General features: G+C 55.7%; 14 protein-coding genes. 13 read left to right on the forward strand and 1 reads right to left on the reverse strand.

The window, feature by feature from the left end:
* The first annotated feature begins 3 nt into the window (after window positions 1-3).
* The 5 genes from prpB to prpD all read left to right on the forward strand — a co-directional run bounded on the left by prpB (window position 4) and on the right by prpD (window position 7,472).
* A complete protein-coding gene (gene prpB, locus ACF8YQ_RS07825) occupies window positions 4-891 on the forward strand; it encodes a methylisocitrate lyase (protein ID WP_011785149.1) in 888 nt (295 codons plus the stop codon).
* A gap of 47 nt (window positions 892-938) precedes the next feature.
* On the forward strand, window positions 939-2,072 hold the full coding sequence (prpC, locus tag ACF8YQ_RS07830) for a 2-methylcitrate synthase (RefSeq protein ID WP_014421292.1): 1,134 nt from the start codon (window positions 939-941) through the stop codon (window positions 2,070-2,072).
* 8 nt (window positions 2,073-2,080) lie between these two features.
* Window positions 2,081-4,705: a Fe/S-dependent 2-methylisocitrate dehydratase AcnD gene (gene acnD, locus ACF8YQ_RS07835; protein WP_023010393.1), complete on the forward strand. Its 2,625-nt coding sequence runs from the start codon at window positions 2,081-2,083 to the stop codon at window positions 4,703-4,705.
* Window positions 4,706-4,778: 73 nt separating this feature from the next.
* Window positions 4,779-5,957, forward strand: coding sequence for a 2-methylaconitate cis-trans isomerase PrpF (prpF, locus tag ACF8YQ_RS07840; protein WP_023010044.1), 1,179 nt, complete (start codon window positions 4,779-4,781; stop codon window positions 5,955-5,957).
* Window positions 5,958-5,990: 33 nt separating this feature from the next.
* Complete coding sequence (gene prpD, locus ACF8YQ_RS07845) at window positions 5,991-7,472, forward strand: 2-methylcitrate dehydratase (RefSeq protein WP_396623106.1); 1,482 nt, start codon at window positions 5,991-5,993, stop codon at window positions 7,470-7,472.
* Window positions 7,473-7,531: 59 nt separating this feature from the next.
* Here prpD and ACF8YQ_RS07850 read toward each other — a convergent pair whose 3' ends face one another.
* Window positions 7,532-8,122 carry a DVUA0089 family protein gene (locus ACF8YQ_RS07850; RefSeq protein ID WP_286893287.1) on the reverse strand — a complete coding sequence of 197 codons (591 nt, stop codon included), beginning with the start codon at window positions 8,120-8,122 and terminating at the stop codon, window positions 7,532-7,534.
* A gap of 378 nt (window positions 8,123-8,500) precedes the next feature.
* Here ACF8YQ_RS07850 and ACF8YQ_RS07855 point away from each other — a divergent pair, with 378 nt between their 5' ends.
* The 8 genes from ACF8YQ_RS07855 (at window position 8,501) to ACF8YQ_RS07890 (ending at window position 17,577) form a co-directional block, all read left to right on the forward strand.
* Window positions 8,501-9,913, forward strand: a complete 1,413-nt coding sequence (locus ACF8YQ_RS07855) for a TIGR03013 family XrtA/PEP-CTERM system glycosyltransferase (RefSeq protein WP_199453877.1) — start codon at window positions 8,501-8,503, stop codon at window positions 9,911-9,913.
* 106 nt (window positions 9,914-10,019) lie between these two features.
* On the forward strand, window positions 10,020-10,622 hold the full coding sequence (locus tag ACF8YQ_RS07860; protein WP_396623107.1) for an XrtA/PEP-CTERM system exopolysaccharide export protein: 603 nt from the start codon (window positions 10,020-10,022) through the stop codon (window positions 10,620-10,622).
* 39 nt (window positions 10,623-10,661) lie between these two features.
* Window positions 10,662-12,179 (forward strand): XrtA system polysaccharide chain length determinant, encoded by a 1,518-nt coding sequence (locus ACF8YQ_RS07865; RefSeq protein ID WP_396623108.1) that lies wholly within the window; start codon window positions 10,662-10,664, stop codon window positions 12,177-12,179.
* Window positions 12,179-13,084: a polysaccharide biosynthesis protein gene (locus tag ACF8YQ_RS07870; RefSeq protein WP_396623109.1), complete on the forward strand. Its 906-nt coding sequence runs from the start codon at window positions 12,179-12,181 to the stop codon at window positions 13,082-13,084. The genes ACF8YQ_RS07865 and ACF8YQ_RS07870 overlap by 1 nt, the downstream gene beginning before the upstream one ends.
* A complete protein-coding gene (locus ACF8YQ_RS07875; protein WP_396623110.1) occupies window positions 13,077-14,363 on the forward strand; it encodes an outer membrane beta-barrel protein in 1,287 nt (428 codons plus the stop codon). Before ACF8YQ_RS07870 ends, ACF8YQ_RS07875 begins: the two co-directional genes overlap by 8 nt.
* Window positions 14,364-14,391: 28 nt before the next feature.
* Complete coding sequence (locus tag ACF8YQ_RS07880) at window positions 14,392-15,291, forward strand: XrtA system polysaccharide deacetylase (protein ID WP_396623284.1); 900 nt, start codon at window positions 14,392-14,394, stop codon at window positions 15,289-15,291.
* Window positions 15,288-16,445: a glycosyltransferase family 2 protein gene (locus ACF8YQ_RS07885; protein WP_206851849.1), complete on the forward strand. Its 1,158-nt coding sequence runs from the start codon at window positions 15,288-15,290 to the stop codon at window positions 16,443-16,445. The genes ACF8YQ_RS07880 and ACF8YQ_RS07885 overlap by 4 nt, the downstream gene beginning before the upstream one ends.
* 58 nt (window positions 16,446-16,503) lie before the next feature.
* Complete coding sequence (locus ACF8YQ_RS07890; protein WP_396623111.1) at window positions 16,504-17,577, forward strand: glycosyltransferase; 1,074 nt, start codon at window positions 16,504-16,506, stop codon at window positions 17,575-17,577.
* Window positions 17,578-17,732 lie beyond the last annotated feature (155 nt).

Consider the following 17,732-nt stretch of genomic DNA (forward strand, 5'->3'; position numbering starts at 1 on the left):
CCCATGGCTAACAAACTCTCCCCGGGCGCCCGTTTTCGTAAAGCCCTGAAAGAAAACCAGCCACTGCAGATTGTTGGTACCATCAACGCCTACGCGGCCATGATGGCCGAGCGGGTAGGGCACCAGGCCATTTATCTGTCTGGTGGTGGTGTAGCGAACGCCTCCTATGGTTTGCCGGACCTGGGCATGACCACCATGAATGACGTGGTGGAAGATGTGCGCCGGATTACCGCCGCGGTTGATGTTCCGCTGCTGGTCGATATCGATACTGGCTGGGGCGGGGCGTTTAACATTGCCCGTACCATTCGGGAGATGGAGCGTGCCGGCGCCGCTGCCGTACACATTGAAGACCAGGTCGCCCAGAAGCGCTGCGGCCACCGCCCGAACAAGGAAATCGTTTCCAAAGAGGAAATGGTAGACCGTATTAAAGCCGCAGCCGACGCTCGTGAAGACAAAGACTTCTTCATCATGGCCCGTACCGATGCGTTCCAGAAAGAAGGTCTGGACGCGGCCATCGATCGTGCCAAGGCCTGTATCGAAGCCGGTGCCGATGGCATTTTTGCGGAAGCCGTGCACGAACTGAGTGACTACAAAGCCTTTGCCGAGGCGATCGATGCGCCGATTCTGGCCAACATCACCGAATTTGGCGCCACGCCGCTGTACAACCGGAAAGAACTGGCGGATGCCGGCGCGGCGATGGTGCTGTACCCGCTGAGCGCCTTCCGTGCCATGAACAAGGCAGCGTTGACGGTATACCAGAATATTCTGGAAAAAGGTGACCAGAAAGACGTGGTTGACCTGATGCAGACCCGTATGGAGCTGTACGATTTCCTCAACTACCACGATTTCGAGCAGAAGCTGGACCAGCTGTTCGCTCAGAAAAAAGACTGATTGCGTTAAACTGAACAAAATATAAACAGAAAATCTGGGAGACCAACATGGCTGAAGCAAAGAAACTCGGTGGCGCTGGCCTGCGTGGCCAGGTAGCTGGTGAAACCGCCCTGTGCACCGTTGGCAAAACCGGTACCGGCCTGACCTACCGCGGATACGATATTACCGATCTGGCGGATAACGCCCAGTTCGAAGAAGTGGCTTACCTTCTGCTGCGAGGCAAACTGCCGAACCAGGCCGAGCTGGATGCCTACAAAACCAAGCTCAAGAGCCTGCGTAACCTGCCGGAAGCGCTGAAGCTGGTGCTGGAGCAGATCCCCAAGGACGCGCATCCGATGGATGTGATGCGTACCGGTTGCTCCATGCTCGGTAACCTGGAAACCGAACAGGATTTCAGCGAGCAGGACGACAAGATCGACCGCATGCTGGCGGTGTTCCCGGCCATCATCACTTACTGGTACCGCTTTGCCCACGAAGGCATTCGCATTGATACCGCCAATACCGAATGCGATTCCATTGGTGGCGTGTTCCTGGAGCTCCTGCATGGCAAGAAGCCCAGCGAGCTGCATGAGCGGGTGATGAACGTCTCCCTGATTCTGTACGCGGAGCACGAGTTCAACGCCTCCACCTTCACGGCACGTGTATGCGCCTCCACGTTGTCTGACATACACAGCTGCGTGACCGGTGCTATCGGCTCCCTGCGCGGCCCGCTGCACGGCGGCGCCAACGAAGCGGCGATGGAACTGATTCAGAAGTTCAAGACCCCGGAAGAGGCCGAAGCCGGCCTGATGGGCATGCTGGAACGCAAAGAAAAAATCATGGGCTTCGGACACGCCATCTACAGCGAATCCGACCCGCGCAATGCCATTATCAAAAAGTGGTCTGAAAAGCTGGCCAAGGAAGTGGGCGATACCGTGCTGTACCCGGTTTCCGTTCGCTGTGAAGAAGTCATGTGGCGCGAGAAGAAGCTGTTCTGTAACGCCGACTTCTTCCACGCCTCGGCCTATCACTTCATGGGCATTCCGACCGAGTTGTTCACGCCCATCTTCGTGATGTCCCGGGTATCCGGCTGGACCGCCCACGTGAAAGAGCAACGCGCCAACAACCGAATTATCCGCCCGAGCGCTGAGTACACAGGCCCTGAACACCAGGACTGGTTGCCCATCGACAAGCGGAGCTGAGAGAGACTATGAATACCCAATACCGTAAAGCCCTGCCGGGCACGGAACTGAAATACTACGATACGCGCCAGGCGGTAGAAGACATCCAGCCGGGCGCCTATGCCAAGCTGCCTTATACCTCCAAGATTCTGGCGGAGCAGCTGGTGCGCCGTTGCGATGCGGAGTCCCTGACGGATTCCCTCAAGCAGCTGATTGAGCGTCGCCGCGACCTGGATTTCCCCTGGTACCCGGCGCGGGTGGTGTGCCATGACATCCTGGGCCAGACCGCCCTGGTGGACCTGGCCGGCCTGCGTGATGCCATCGCCGAGAAGGGCGGTGATCCCTCCAAGGTCAACCCGGTGGTTCAGACCCAGCTGATTGTTGACCATTCCCTGGCCGTTGAAGCCCCGGGTTTTGACCCGGATGCCTTCGAGAAGAACCGCGCCATCGAAGACCGCCGTAACGAAGATCGTTTTCACTTCATCAACTGGACCCGCACCGCATTCAAGAATGTGGACGTGATTCCGGCCGGTAACGGCATCATGCACCAGATCAATCTGGAGAAGATGTCGCCGGTGATTCAGAATCGCCCGGACGAAGACGGTCACCCGATTGCCTTCCCGGATACCTGCGTGGGCACCGACAGCCATACGCCTCACATTGATGCGTTGGGTGTTATCGCCGTAGGCGTGGGCGGTCTGGAAGCGGAAACTGTGATGCTGGGGCGTCCGTCCATGATGCGTCTGCCTGATATCGTGGGTGTGAAGCTGACTGGCAAGCGCCAGCCTGGCATTACCGCCACCGATATTGTTCTGGCGATTACCGAGTTCCTGCGTAAGGAGCGCGTGGTCGGCGCCTACCTGGAATTCTTCGGCGAAGGAGCGTCCAGTCTGACTATTGGCGACCGCGCCACCATTTCCAACATGACGCCGGAATACGGCGCTACGGCCGCGATGTTCTACATCGACGAGCAGACCGTCGACTACCTGAAACTGACCGGCCGTGAGCCAGAGCAGGTAGACCTGGTTGAGAAGTACGCCAAAGAAACCGGCCTGTGGGCCAGCGAGATGACCGAGGCTCAGTACGAGCGCGTGCTTGAGTTTGATCTGTCTACCGTGGTCCGCAACGTGGCCGGCCCGTCCAACCCGCACCGCCGTGTCGCCACGTCCGATCTGCACGATCGCGGCATTGCCGTGAATCTGGACAAGGCACTGGAAGAAGAGAAGAAGGGCCTGATGCCGGATGGCGCGGTCATCATCGCTGCCATTACCTCCTGCACCAACACCTCCAACCCCCGCAACGTGGTGGCGGCTGGCCTGCTGGCCAAGAAAGCCAACGAGCTGGGGCTGGTGCGCAAGCCGTGGGTGAAATCCTCCTTCGCACCGGGATCCAAAGTGGCCCGCCTGTACCTGGAAGAAGCTGGTTTGTTACCAGAACTGGAGAAACTGGGTTTCGGTATCGTGGCCTATGCCTGCACCACCTGTAACGGCATGTCTGGCGCTCTGGACCCGAAAATTCAGCAGGAGATCATCGACCGGGATCTGTATTCCACCGCGGTTCTCTCCGGTAACCGGAACTTCGATGGCCGGATTCATCCGTACGCGAAACAGGCCTTCCTGGCGTCACCTCCGCTGGTTGTCGCCTACGCCATCGCCGGTACCGTTCGGTTCGATATCGAACAGGACGCCCTGGGCTACGACAAGGATGGCAACCCAGTCACGCTGAAAGACCTGTGGCCGTCTGATGAAGAAATCGACCGCATTGTCGGCGAATACGTGAAGCCGGAGCAGTTCAAGCAGGTGTACATCCCGATGTTCAACCTGGATGAAGCCGAGCAGGCCAAGAGCCCGCTGTACGAGTGGCGCCCGCAGTCCACCTACATCCGTCGGCCGCCATACTGGGAAGGCACCATGGCCGCCGAGCGTGCGCTCAAGGGCATGCGCCCGCTGGCGATCCTGCCGGACAACATCACCACAGACCACCTGTCGCCATCCAACGCCATCATGATGGACTCGGCTGCCGGTGAGTACCTGCACAAAATGGGGCTGCCGGAGGAAGACTTCAACTCTTACGCCACCCACCGTGGTGACCACCTGACTGCCCAGCGAGCGACCCTCGCCAACCCGAAACTGTTCAACGAAATGGTCCGGGACGAAAACGGGGAAGTGGTGCAGGGTTCCCTGGCTCGTGTGGAGCCGGAAGGCAAGACCATGCGCATGTGGGAAGCCATTGAAACCTACATGGAACGCAAGCAGCCGTTGATTATCATTGCCGGTGCAGACTACGGGCAGGGTTCTTCCCGTGACTGGGCGGCCAAGGGTGTTGCCCTTGCAGGTGTAGAGACCATCGTCGCCGAAGGCTTCGAGCGGATTCACCGCACCAACCTGATTGGTATGGGTGTGATGCCGCTGCAGTTTGAAGAAGGCACCACGCGCCACACGCTTCAGCTGGATGGTACCGAGACCTACGACGTGGAAGGCAAGCCCGCCCCCGGCGCCAAGCTGGAACTGGTCATTCACCGCAAGAGTGGTGAAGTGGACCGGGTGCCGGTGATCTGTCGTCTGGATACCGCGGAAGAGGTCACCGTGTACTCTGCCGGTGGCGTACTGCAGCGCTTTGCCCAGGATTTCCTGGCGTCTGAAAGCGCCGCCTGATCGCCATGGCAAGGTCAGGCGGGAGCTGTTCCCGGCTCCCGCCTGAAACATTCATTCAAGTGAGGCTCGCTCAATGAGTTTTGCTCCCCAAGTTCGTATTCCTGCCACCTACATGCGTGGCGGTACCAGTAAAGGCGTCTTCTTCCGCCTGCAGGATCTGCCCGAAGTCTGCCAGGTACCCGGTGAAGCGCGAGACAAGCTTTTGCTGCGCGTAATTGGTAGCCCCGATCCCTACGAAAAGCAGATCGATGGCCTGGGCAATGCCACCTCCAGCACCAGTAAATCGGTAATCCTGGCAGCGCCCACGCAACCGGATCACGACGTCGATTATCTGTTCGGTCAGGTCTCCATCGACAAACCCTTTGTTGACTGGAGTGGTAACTGCGGCAATCTCACCGCCGCCGTAGGCGCATTCGCCATTAACGGCGGCTTTGTGGCCAGAGAGCGTATTCCTGAAAACGGCATCTGTACCGTTCGTATCTGGCAGGCCAACATCCGCAAAACCATCGTGGCCCACGTGCCCATCACCAACGGTGAAGTGCAGGAGACCGGTGATTTTGAACTGGATGGCGTAACCTTCCCGGCGGCGGAAGTGCAGATCGAGTTTATGGACCCGGCCGATGGCGAAGGGGCCATGTTCCCCACGGGTAATCTGGTGGATGAGCTGGAAGTGCCGGGTGTCGGCACCCTGAATGCCACCATGATCAATGCCGGTATCCCGACCATTTTCATCAATGCCGAAGACATTGGCTACAAGGGCACCGAGCTGCAGAATGACATCAACAGCGACCCCAAGGCGCTGGCCATGTTCGAAACCATTCGCGCCCATGGCGCGGTGAAAATGGGACTGATCTCGGATATCGCGGAAGCTGCCAGTCGCCAGCACACTCCGAAAGTGGCGTTTGTGGCCAAACCTTCGGATTATGTGTCTTCCAGCGGTAAACAGATCAATGCCGCCGATATTGATGTGCTGGTTCGGGCGCTGTCCATGGGCAAGCTGCACCACGCCATGATGGGTACGGCGGCGGTGGCTATTGCAACGGCGTCTGCAATTCCCGGCACGCTGGTTAATCTGGCGGCTGGCGGCGGAGACCGTACCCATGTGACTTTCGGTCATCCGTCCGGAACCCTTCGGGTGGGGGCGGAAGCGAAGGAAGTAAATGGTCAGTGGACTGCCACCAAGGCGATCATGAGCCGCAGTGCGCGGATTATCATGGAAGGTTGGGTGAGGGTACCTGGCGACAGCTTCTGATGGCTCCTATAGTTGGGACAGGAGGGCCGTAATATGTCTGCCACTTACGATCTCAACGAACGCCCGGACTACGACGACGTACTGCAACAAATCGCCGACTATGCCCTTGATTACCGCATAGAAAGCGAAGAAGCCTGGGAAACGGCCCGTTATTGCCTGATGGACACCCTGGGCTGCGGTTTGCTGGCGTTGCGTTTTCCGGAATGCACCAAACACCTGGGCCCGCTGGTGGAAGGCACGATCGTTCCCCACGGCGCCCGGGTGCCTGGCACTCCATACCGCCTGGACCCGGTGAAAGCCGCCTGGGACATTGGCTGTATCGTCCGCTGGCTGGATTACAACGATACCTGGCTGGCGGCCGAATGGGGCCACCCCTCCGATAATCTCGGCGCCATTCTTGCAGTTGCCGATCACATCTCTCAGAAGCGCGTTGCCGATGGCCAGGCGCCACTGGCCATGAAGGCCGTTCTTGAGGCCATGATTCTGGCCCATGAAATTCAGGGTGTACTTGCCCTTGAGAACTCGTTTAACCGGGTCGGGCTGGATCATGTTGTGTTGGTGAAGGTGGCGTCGACCGCCGTCAGTGCCAAACTGATGGGCGCCAACCGGGAACAGATGCTCTCCGCGCTGTCTCATGCCTGGGTCGATGGCCAGGCCCTGCGCACCTATCGCCACGCGCCCAACGCCGGTTCCCGTAAATCCTGGGCGGCAGGCGATGCCACCTCGCGGGGTGTTCGCCTGGCAGATATTGCCATGCGAGGGGAGATGGGCATTCCCGGGGTGCTGACGGCGCCACAATGGGGCTTCTACGACGTCCTCTTCAGCAAGACCAATCGAGATCAGGCCCTGAAACCCGAATCATCACGTAGCTTCGCATTACCACAGCCTTTCGGCTCCTACGTGATGGAAAACATCCTGTTCAAGATCTCGTTCCCGGCAGAGTTTCATGCCCAGACCGCCGCCGAGGCCGCAGTAACACTGCACCCACAAGTGAAGGGCCGGCTGGAAGACATTGATCGCATAGAGATTACCACCCACGAGTCGGCTATTCGCATTATTTCCAAGCAGGGCAAACTCGCCAATCCGGCAGACCGGGATCACTGCCTGCAGTACATGACGGCGGTGCCACTTATCTTTGGCAACCTGACGGCAGAGCATTACGAAGACAGCTTTCACCAGGCCCATTCAGAAATCGACCGCCTGAGAGAAAAAATGCAGGTCATCGAGGATGAACGATATACCCGCGAATACCTCGAGGCCGATAAACGATCAATCGCCAATGCGATACAGGTTTTCTTCAAGGATGGCTCCAGTACCGACAAGATTGCAGTGGAATACCCGATAGGGCACCGACGCCGGCGCAAGGAAGGTATGCCGCTGCTGGTGGAGAAATTCCGGGCCAATCTTCAGACACGCTTTCCTGCCCAAAAATGCGACGCCATTATGGACAGTTGTGCTAGTCTGGGGCGGCTTGAGGTGATGCCGGTGCACGAGTTTGTGTCGTATTTGACCTGAGGTGGATTAAAAGCCAGGCACAAGGCCTGGCTTTTAATCGTTGTTACATAACCCCGTTATTACGCCTGCTTTCTGCGCCGCAAACCCAGGCCAAGAAGACCTGTTGCAATCAGGGCCAGAGTGCCTGGCTCAGGTACGGCAACCGGGTCGTCTGCACCAGGGTTAGAAGCGGAATCCGCACCGTCCAGCCAGACGCTCCAGTTTGGCCCCATGTTCACGTCGTTGGCAGGTTGGTCCCAATCTGCGAGCGGGATCGGGTTTTGTCCGTCAAAGTTGAAACCATCGCTCAGTGAATTGCCGGCCGCAAAGTTGTTGTAGGTTGCTACCGTGAAGATGTAATTACCGGCTTCGAGGAACGACAGGTTGAAACCTGAGTCATAATAGGTCTGGGTATCAGGGTTGATGGAAGCATCGTCATCATTCTGTGCAATCAGATTACCATCGCCACTCCAAAGGGCGGTGATAGGATCAAAGTTGTCGCCGCTCTGAAAAGAATCCGTCCAGACTCTTACGTTGTTTGTGTCCTGATTCAGCGTGAAATACGTGTAGACAACGTCGTTGTGATATTCGATTTCACCGGTAAAGTTGATAAGGGCTGCCTGGCTCGTCGCACTTGCGGCCAGTAAGCAACTGGCTGCGAGATATTTCATGGCTTTCACTGTCTTTCATCTCCTTGAAAGTATGTATTTTATTAACCCATTTAGGGCGGCGACCGCACAGCAATATTCTTGCCGGATGGAAAAAATCGCATTAATAACAAGATATGAGCGCTATGTTTGATGCGTTTAATCAGTGCTATATGTAAAAAAACATGACATTTGGAATTGACAGGGGGCAGGGGAGCTTGAGGTTGTGCCGGTGCACGAGTTTGTGTCGCAACTATAAAATATTTGTAAAATTGAACGAAATGGCCGAGTGGCCCACATTGCAGTTTCAATGAATTGCCGTACAATCCCGTAACGGTTTGTTACAGTGTGTAGCAAAGGATGCTTGCAGTACAGGCAGTGTGAACCGCACAAGGAGTCGACGTGGCCCACGTCAGGTTGTTCAGACACTATATACACTTACCTTTTGTTATTCTCGGCCTGATCGATCTTATCGTCATGGGCCTTGCGTTCGCACTGGCGGTGTTTTTCCGCTTCTTCGGCGAGCTCGAATTCTTCCTCGATAATCTTGTTTTTGTCCTCCCTTCCATCACGATCTTTGCGTTGTTCAATTTGATCGTCATGATCGCCCTGGGCGTGCACCAGTCTCGTGTGGAAGAAGGCATGTCCGGCATGATGCTACGCACCATCATGGCCATGATTCTCGCCATACCGCTGCACGGCTTTGCCTATTTCGTGGCTGATGACTGGCTCTGGTATCTGGGCAGCTTCGGGTTACTGACATCGGCGACTGTGCTGGCGATATTTTCGCTGGGCATTGCCAGAATGGTGTTCTTTGCTGTGGTCGGCAAGGACCGCTTCAAGCGCCGGGTTCTGGTGCTGGGTGCCGGCCGCCGGGCAAAACAGATGTTCGAGGACCTGACCACTCCCTTCAACCGTAAAGGTTTTTCACTGGACGGCTTCGTTCCCATGCCGGATGACACGGTGGAAGTGGATGAGCAGTACCTCATTAATCTTCCAACCTCCTTGCATGACTACGTTCTTCGACACCCGGTGAGGGAGATTGTGGTGGCGGTGGACGACCGCCGTCGGGGCTTGCCGATGGAAGACCTTCTGGAATGCAAAATGGAAGGTGTGCACATTATCGACGGTGCCAACTTCTACGAGCGTGAATCCCGTAAGGTGGCTCTGGAAATGATCACCCGGGGCTGGCTGGTGTTCTCTGACGGATTCACGGTTTCTTCGGTGTATGGCGTTGGCAAGCGGGCGCTGGACGTACTGGCTTCCGGTACGCTTCTGCTGGCCACGTTCCCGATCATGATTCTCACCGCCATCGCCATCAAACTGGAAGACGGATTGAAAGCACCGGTGATTTACAGCCAGGAACGGGTAGGTCTGAACAACCAGGTGTTCAAGGTGCACAAGTTTCGGTCCATGATTACCGACGCGGAAAAGAACGGCGCAGTCTGGGCCCGGAAGAACGATACCCGGGTGACACGCGTTGGCGAATTTATCCGTAAGGTGCGGATTGATGAACTGCCACAGATCTTTAATGTACTGAATGGCACCATGGCATTTGTCGGGCCGAGGCCAGAACGGCCGGTGTTCGTTGAGCAGCTGTCTGAAAAGATTCCGTTTTATGCAGAAAGGCACCGGGTAAAGCCCGGGCTGACCGGTTGGGCCCAATTGTGTTTCGCCTATGCGGATAACGAAGAGGACACCCGGGAAAAGCTACGCTACGACCTCTACTACATCAAGAACCAGAGTTTACTTCTTGATCTGTTGATTATAATTCAGACAGTAGAAGTGGTATTGTTCAAAAAAGGATCAAGGTAGTTTCGGGAGTCAGCTGTTCCCGGAACATGGAATAAAGCACGGACCTCACAAGAGAGGAATAAAGATGTCACGGAAGTATCTCATCCAAGGGCTTATTGTGTCCCTCATGGCGGTAGCTTTGGCAACGGGTTGTGCCGGCCCTTCCGCTTCCTCTTCAGAACAGATCCAGCGCGCATTGGCCGTTGATACCCGCGATAGCGTGGACCAGTACATACTGGGCGCAACGGATGTCGTTCGGGTTTCTGTGTGGCGTAACGAGGATCTCAGTATCGCCGTTCCAGTTCGGCCTGACGGCAAGATCTCCGTACCGCTGGTAGGCGACGTACAGGCCAGTGGCCGCACGCCCGAAGAGTTGGCCAGCTCCATTCGTACTTCCCTGACTGAGTACATTCGTGAGCCACAGGTGAGTGTGGTTGTGACCTCCATGGGCAGCCATGAATTCACAGACCGGGTGCGGGTAACCGGTGCGGTTCGCCAGCCCATTTCAGTGCCTCACCAGAGCGGCATGACGGTTCTGGATATCTTCCTGAATGCCGGTGGTGCGAACGAGTTTGCCGCGCTGAACAACGCCATGCTGTATCGGAAGCTTGAGGGCGAGGTGGTTGCCATTCCCGTAAAACTGGACGACATCCTGAACAAAGGCCGGGTTGAAACCAACTACGGCATGCGGCCGGGTGACATTCTTACCATTCCAGAGCGCAGTTTCTGAGTGGTTGTAGAGCTAAAAGGTCTGAAGGCGGGTTAGGTTATGGCATTACCGTTATCCCAGTTACCGCAGGAGATCATTCGCGAGGTCCGGGGCCGGAAGGGCCTCGCGTTCCTTGCGTTTGTGATTGTCAGTTTTGCAGTGCTTGGCGCAGGCTTTGTATGGCCCTATAAGTATCAGTCTGAGACCATCATCTTCGTAGACGACCGCAACATCATTGCGCCGTTGATGGAAGGGCGCGCCGTAGCCACGGAGATCAACGACCGTACCTCGGCTGCAAAAGAATTGCTGATGAGCCGGAGCCTGATCGAGAAAGTGGCTTTGGATCCTGAAATCTATTCGGATGCGCCCTCTGACCCGGCGGCACTTGAGTACCGGATTGCTAACATTCGCTCGGGTTTGTCGGTCAGGCCCCGGGGCGACAGTTATTTCAGTATTGGCTTCTCGTCCACTTCCCAGATGGAAGCATTTCGCGTTGCCCAGAAACTGGGGCAGGTCTTTATAGAAGAAACCAAAGACCGTAAGCGGGCCGAAAGCCGCAACGCCTACGATTTCATCGACAAACAGGTCAAAAGCTACGAGCAGCAACTGGCCCAGGCTGAGAACCGGCTCAAGGAGTTCCTCTCTGAAAACACCGATGGAACGGAGCAGGAGGCTAATGCCCGCATGGCGCAGCTTCGTAATCAGCTGGAACTGGCCGAACTCGAGAAAAAAGAACTTGAAACCCGTGCGGCTTCGCTTCAGAGCCAGCTCGGAGGTATCCGGCCCACGATCACGCAAGGCCGAACTGAGGATACCTACAGAGAGCGGATCCGGATCCTGGAAGAGCGCCTGGATAGTCTGCGGCTGCAATACCACGATACCTACCCGGATATCGTGATACTCCGGGAACAGCTGGCGGAACTGCGCAAACAACGAGATCAGGCGGCAGAACGGCCGACCGACGTGAGTTCACTTGAGGGCGAAGAAGCTGTTAACCCGCTCTACCAGGAACTGCGGGCAAACCTCTCTACCACTCGGGCGGATATGGCCACCGTGGATACAAGAATTACTTCGCTTTCCCGCCTACTGGAACAGCAAGCAAAGCGTATGGAGCGCATCCAGGCCAACAAGGCCCAGTACTCTGAGCTCACCCGCGACATGGAAGTGAACCGTGAGATTTACGATGACCTGCTCAAACGCCGCGAAAAGGCTCGGGTGTCCATGCATCTGGATATTGAAGGGCAAGGGCTGAATTACCGCATTAATGAAACCGCTCAATTCCCGCGCACGCCCTCTGGCCCCCAGTTCTCCATGTTTGCTGCGGCTGGATTGTTCCTGGGGCTGGCAGCACCCTTTGGAGCGGTTGCGGGTCTATTACAGGTAGATCCCCGGATTCGTGCCAGAAAGCAGTTGGAAGAAGACATTGGTTTGCCGGTTCTTGTTGAGATTCCGGAGGTACGAACACCCTACGAAAAGCGACGGGATCGAAAGGTTACGTTACTGATCGGGATTTTCGCGGTGCTCACGGTAACAGTGTATGTGACCATCGTTGTGCTAGCTCAAATGGGAGTGATCTGATGCCAGAACAACGAAATGATCGGTCCGGATTTGATCCCGAGGAGTCCAAGGCTTCTGGCAATGAGACAACTGGCAGCAGCCCGGCGGGCACTGAAGAGCACTCCTTTTGGCTGAAGCGCAAGGAGCGTTTGAAACAAGAGCTGGATTTCCGGGATGACGAAGACTCCCGCATGCTGGTGCCAAGCTCTCTGGAACTGGGGCCCGGCGCGGTTGATAAATACGTTATCAGTAAGCAGATCGTGCGTATGCAGGAGCCCAGAAGGCTCACGCACGACGACCTCGATGAGCGTCGGATAATCTATCCCGAGTCCCGCAACCGCGCGCTGGTCAACCGCTTCCGGGATCTGAGAACCAAGCTGCTGGAGGTTTCCGGAGGCAATAACTTCACTCTGGTCGTGAGTGGTGCCAGCTCTGGCGCCGGTTCCTCGTTTGTAGCCCTGAATCTTGCCGCAGCGTTTGCCTTTGATCAGGCCAAGACGGCTTTGATCATCGACTGCAACCTGCGCGAACCGTCTTTGCACTCCACGCTGGATGTGATGCCCGAGACAGGCCTGACCGACTTTCTGGACGACCCGGAGTACGATATTTCCAGGATTCTCTATCCGACCGGTATTCCCAGGCTGAGGCTGATTCCGGCGGGCAGTCGCCGTGAAACACCGGCCGAGTTTTTTACCTCCTTCCGGATGAAGCAATTCCTGCAGGCAATCCGTCGTCGCTATCCAGACCGTTTCATCGTGCTGGACACGGCGCCGATATCCGAATCTCCGGATGCCCGCATTCTGACCGAACTCTGCGATTACGCCATGCTGGTGGTACCTCACGGCAAGATCACTGCGGCGACGGCCGAACAAGCTGCGACGGCTTTCAATCCGGACAAGTTTGTAGGAGCGGTGATCAATGGCTGAGCAGCAGAGGGTAGGGACACCCGTTGCAGTAAAGGCAATACCAGTAATGTTACTGGCTGGTGCCTGCTCGTTTCCCGTGTTTGCGCAAAGTGAGGTCACGTTTGGGCTGGACAGCCGCTTCACCGACAATGCCCGCAAAGCAGATACGAATGAAGACAGCGATTTCGAGACCCGTGCCTACCTTACCGCCGGTTACCAGACAGATCCCGGGCGCTGCAACGCTGATTTCCTGGGCACTCTGGGGTATTCCTGGTGGCAGGACGATAGCTTTGACAGCGAGAGCTTCGCGGAAATGGACTTCCAGGGCGATTGCGAGCTTGCCAACCAGCTTTACTGGGAAGTGGACAACAACTTGAGGGAGGTCAATCAGGACACTCGCGAGAGTGACACCCCGAACAACCGAACTCGCAAAAATGTGTTCAGCACCGGCCCCAGGTACCTCTGGCGCTTGAATGACACAAACTGGTTCAACCTTTCCGCCCGCTACGCCAACACCGAGTACGACGAGCCCGAGGAAACGGACAGTGAGCGCTATACCGGTTCTATCGTCTGGAACCACCTGTTCAGTTCCACATTCACCGGGGGCCTGAGTATTTCCCACAGTCAAACCGAGTTCGACTATGGCGCAGAAGTGGATGTGAATAGTGCCCAGGTCACCTTCGAGAACCGTTGGGCGACCACCTCTCTTTCCGGTTCTGTTGGCGTGAGTGAAATCGAAACGGATTACGCCAATACCAACCAGTCGAGCGATGGGCTGGTAGGCCAGATAAACCTTACCCGGCAAATCAATCCGAGTACCGAATGGTACCTGAATGCCTCAAGGGAGCTGACAGACCGCACGTCCACGCTTGACCTTCGTTTCGGAGAGTTCGAGTTCAACCTCCGCGAAAGCATCACCGTTGAAAACAGCGTTTTGTCGACCGGCATCAACAAGCAGTTTTCCGACGCCTCCTCACTGAATCTTGACCTCTATGCTTATCGCTCGGATTACCTGGAAAGCGACGAGAAAGAAGACAAAGCCGGCATTAATGCCCGCTATTCTCGCCAGTTTTCGGAACTGACCACCGGATACCTGGCGCTGGGCTTCGACCACCTGAGTTATGAACGCGACGACACCCAGGACGAAGTTGCCCGGCTTGTGATCGGCGCTGAGCACCAGGCAACTCGGGATTTGAGTTTGTTGGCCAGGGTAGGGCACGACACCAAGTCCAGCGATGTTTCCAGCCGGGAATACGATGAGAACTGGGTGTTGGTTGGTCTGGAATACCGACTGCGCTGATCAACACAGGAAGTGTGAGGCTATGGCCATGAAAGAACCGATACGGAACGCCCTGACCATTGATGTGGAAGACTACTTTCAGGTAGCTGCATTGGCAGAGGCTGTTCGCTACGACGACTGGTCCTCCATGGAGTATCGGGTTGAAGCGAATACAGATCGCATTCTCGCGTTATTCGAGAGGGCAGATGTAAAAGCGACCTTTTTTACCCTTGGGTGGGTCGCTGAGCGATCTCCAGAGCTGGTGAAACGGATTGCAGCTCAAGGCCATGAAGTTGCCAGCCATGGTTACAGTCATCAACTGATCTATAACCAGACGCCGGACGTTTTCAAAGAAGAAACCCGGCGATCGAAGGTGATTCTTGAGGACATCCTCGGTGCGCCGGTAACAGGGTATCGCGCGGCCAGCTACTCCATTACCAATCAATCGCGTTGGGCGCTGGATATCCTTGCCGAGCAGGGGTTTACCTGGGATTCGTCCATCTTTCCAGTGCATCACGACCGCTATGGCATGCCCGGCACGCCACGCTGGCCCCATCGGCTGACCACCGATAAAGGATATGAGCTGGCGGAGTTCCCGCTAAGCACGTTCAAGTTGCCGGGCTACACCCTTCCAATTGCTGGTGGTGGATATTTCCGGCTTTTCCCGTACTGGTTCAGTCGATACGGACTGGGCTCCATCAACCGGCAGGGACGGCCTTTTGTGTTCTACCTTCACCCCTGGGAAGTAGATCCGGGCCAGCCGCGTCTGGATGTAAAGTGGTTCTCCCGCTTCCGTCATTACAACAATCTGGATGTGTGTGAACAGAGATTGGCCAGATTGTTGTCTGATTTCCGGTTTACCACCATGAGCCAGGTATTGGAAAGCGAAGGGGTTCTTGATCCCTCATCGAACACCCTAGGTTCCAGCTCTGTGGCAGGGATGGCATGATGGTCGCAGTATTCTGGATATCTTTCCTGTTGTTGGCTTACATCTACTTCGGCTATCCCGTCTGTATCAGACTGCTGGCATCCGCACGACCCTTGCCCGTAAACAAAAGCGGCGCTGACCAGCCGAAAGTCTCGATTCTTATCGCCGCCTACAACGAGGCCAAAGATATTGAGGCTACGCTCAGAAACAAGCTGGCGTTGGACTATCCCAGCGAGCAATTGGAGATCCTGGTGGTTTCCGATGAGTCGGAGGACGGAACCGACGAGATTGTCCAGGCGGTTGCCGCGGATGCGCCTTTCCCGGTCAAACTGTTTCGTCAGGTACCCCGTCAGGGCAAAACCGCAGGGCTCAACATGCTCAAACAGCATGCGGAGGGGGATATCCTGGCGTTTTCGGATGCCAACTCCGAATGGGATCAACAAGCCCTGAAAGCACTGGTGAGTAACTTCAACGACCCATCCGTGGGTTACGTAACCGGAAAAATGGTCTACGTGAACCCGGAGGGCGCCCTGATTGGCGACGGCTGCAGCGCTTACATGAAGTATGAGAACTGGCTCAGGGCACAGGAGACTCTGGTGGGCTCTGTGGTAGGCGTAGACGGTGGCATTGACGCCATGCGTAAAGAACTGCACTCCGAGCTGAATGCCGATCAGTTGCCGGATTTCGTTCAGCCACTCAAAGTGGTTGAGCAGGGGTACCGCGTTGTTTATGAACCTGGGGCGCTGCTTAAGGAAGAAGCGTTAAGCGATGGGGGCAGTGAATTCAGCATGCGGGTGCGGGTAAGCCTGCGTGCACTGTGGGCGCTCAAAGACATGAAACAGCTCATGAGCCCGGCCAACGATCCAGTGTTTGCCTGGCAGCTTATCTCCCACAAGCTGCTGCGTTACGCGGCCTTTGCACCGATGATAACCCTTGCGATTGCTGCCCTTTACCTGGCGCCGGTGAAAGGGTTGTATGCGTTAGCCTCGATAGGGTACGGCCTGTTTCTCTATTTCGCGTGGGCGGGCTATCAAAAAGAGAGCCGGGGGCAATCGCTTTCTACCGTGTATGCCCTGCCATACTACTTCGTATTGTTAAACCTTGCGTCCTTTAAGGCATTTGTCGCCTTCGCCAAGGGCGAAAAGAAGGTTGTCTGGAACCCAAGGAAGGGCTGAGGTGAGTATTCGTGTGCTACACCTCATCGATAGCGGCGGGCTATACGGAGCTGAGCGAATGCTGTTGGCCCTGGTTGAAGCGCAGCAGGAGTCGGGCCTGGAGCCTATGATTCTAAGCGTTGGTGAGCCGGGTATTGAGGAGAAAGCGATTGAGAAGGAAGCTGATCGTTTGGGGCTTCCATTGAAAACATGGCGTATGAAGCCGGGCTTGAACAGAAAGGAAACTCTCCGTATCTGTCAATGGGCGGACGAGTGGGGCGCAGACTTGGTTCATTCCCATGGGTATAAATTCAACATTTTGTTGGGGTTGTTCGGTCGCTTTAAAAAAGAGATTCCATTCGTCGCAACGCTGCATGGATACGTTCATGCCCCTTTGTTCACTCGCATGTGGGTGTACGAGAAACTGGATAGGCTCGTTTTGAGGCGAATGAGTGCGGTCGTAGTGGTGGGGGAAGCAATGAAAAAAGAGCTTCCGAGAGGCCTTCGTTACTCCGAAAAGGTCGCCGTAATCAGGAACGGCCTGAAAGTCGAAAGTGTTCTTCAAAAAGCAAAAAAAACCGTCGCCGCAGAGGTCGATGCGTTCATCGTTAGCCATGCCCCGGTCATTCTGGGTGTGGGGCGGCTGTCATCAGAAAAGCAGTTCGGTAAGCTCATTTTGGCTTTTGAAAAACTCAGGCAGTGCTTTCCAAAAGCCGGTTTAATTATAGCGGGTGATGGTTATCTGAGAGACTCGTTGGAACAGTGTATTTCTGAACATGCACTGGATGAACACGTTCTGTTAGCCGGATATTGTTCGAATATTCCCTCGATCATGGCTAGATCAAATCTTTTAGCTATCTCATCTGCAACTGAGGGTCTTCCAATTACTTTACTTGAAGCAATGGCCCTTCGGCTTCCAGTTGTATCTACGTCTGTGGGCGAGATTCCCGAAGTGCTTGAGAATGGTGAAAACGGGGTGCTCATAAAGAATATTGAAGAGGAACTTGTTGAGGCGATGGAAAACGCATTAGCTGACAGGGATGCTGCTCGTGAAAGATCCGAACGAGCAAGCGAGAAGCTGGCGCGTGAACTCACAGCGCAAGCAATGGCAGCGCAGTATTCAGTCGTTTATGAACGAGCTTTGGCATCATGAGGCTTTGGTGTTTCCTTCGTTATTTGATTGCCCGGCTGACATTTTTCGCGTTGCGATTGCCTATTTCCAGATTTGAAAGAGAAATATCGGAGTTGTGGCGCTCGACTCCAGAGGAAAGAAAAAAGCGTTTAGACGAGACGCTAAAATCGAATAGT

Source organism: Marinobacter sp. W-8 (assembly GCF_044342215.1).
GTDB classification, from domain to species: Bacteria; Pseudomonadota; Gammaproteobacteria; order Pseudomonadales; family Oleiphilaceae; genus Marinobacter; species Marinobacter nauticus.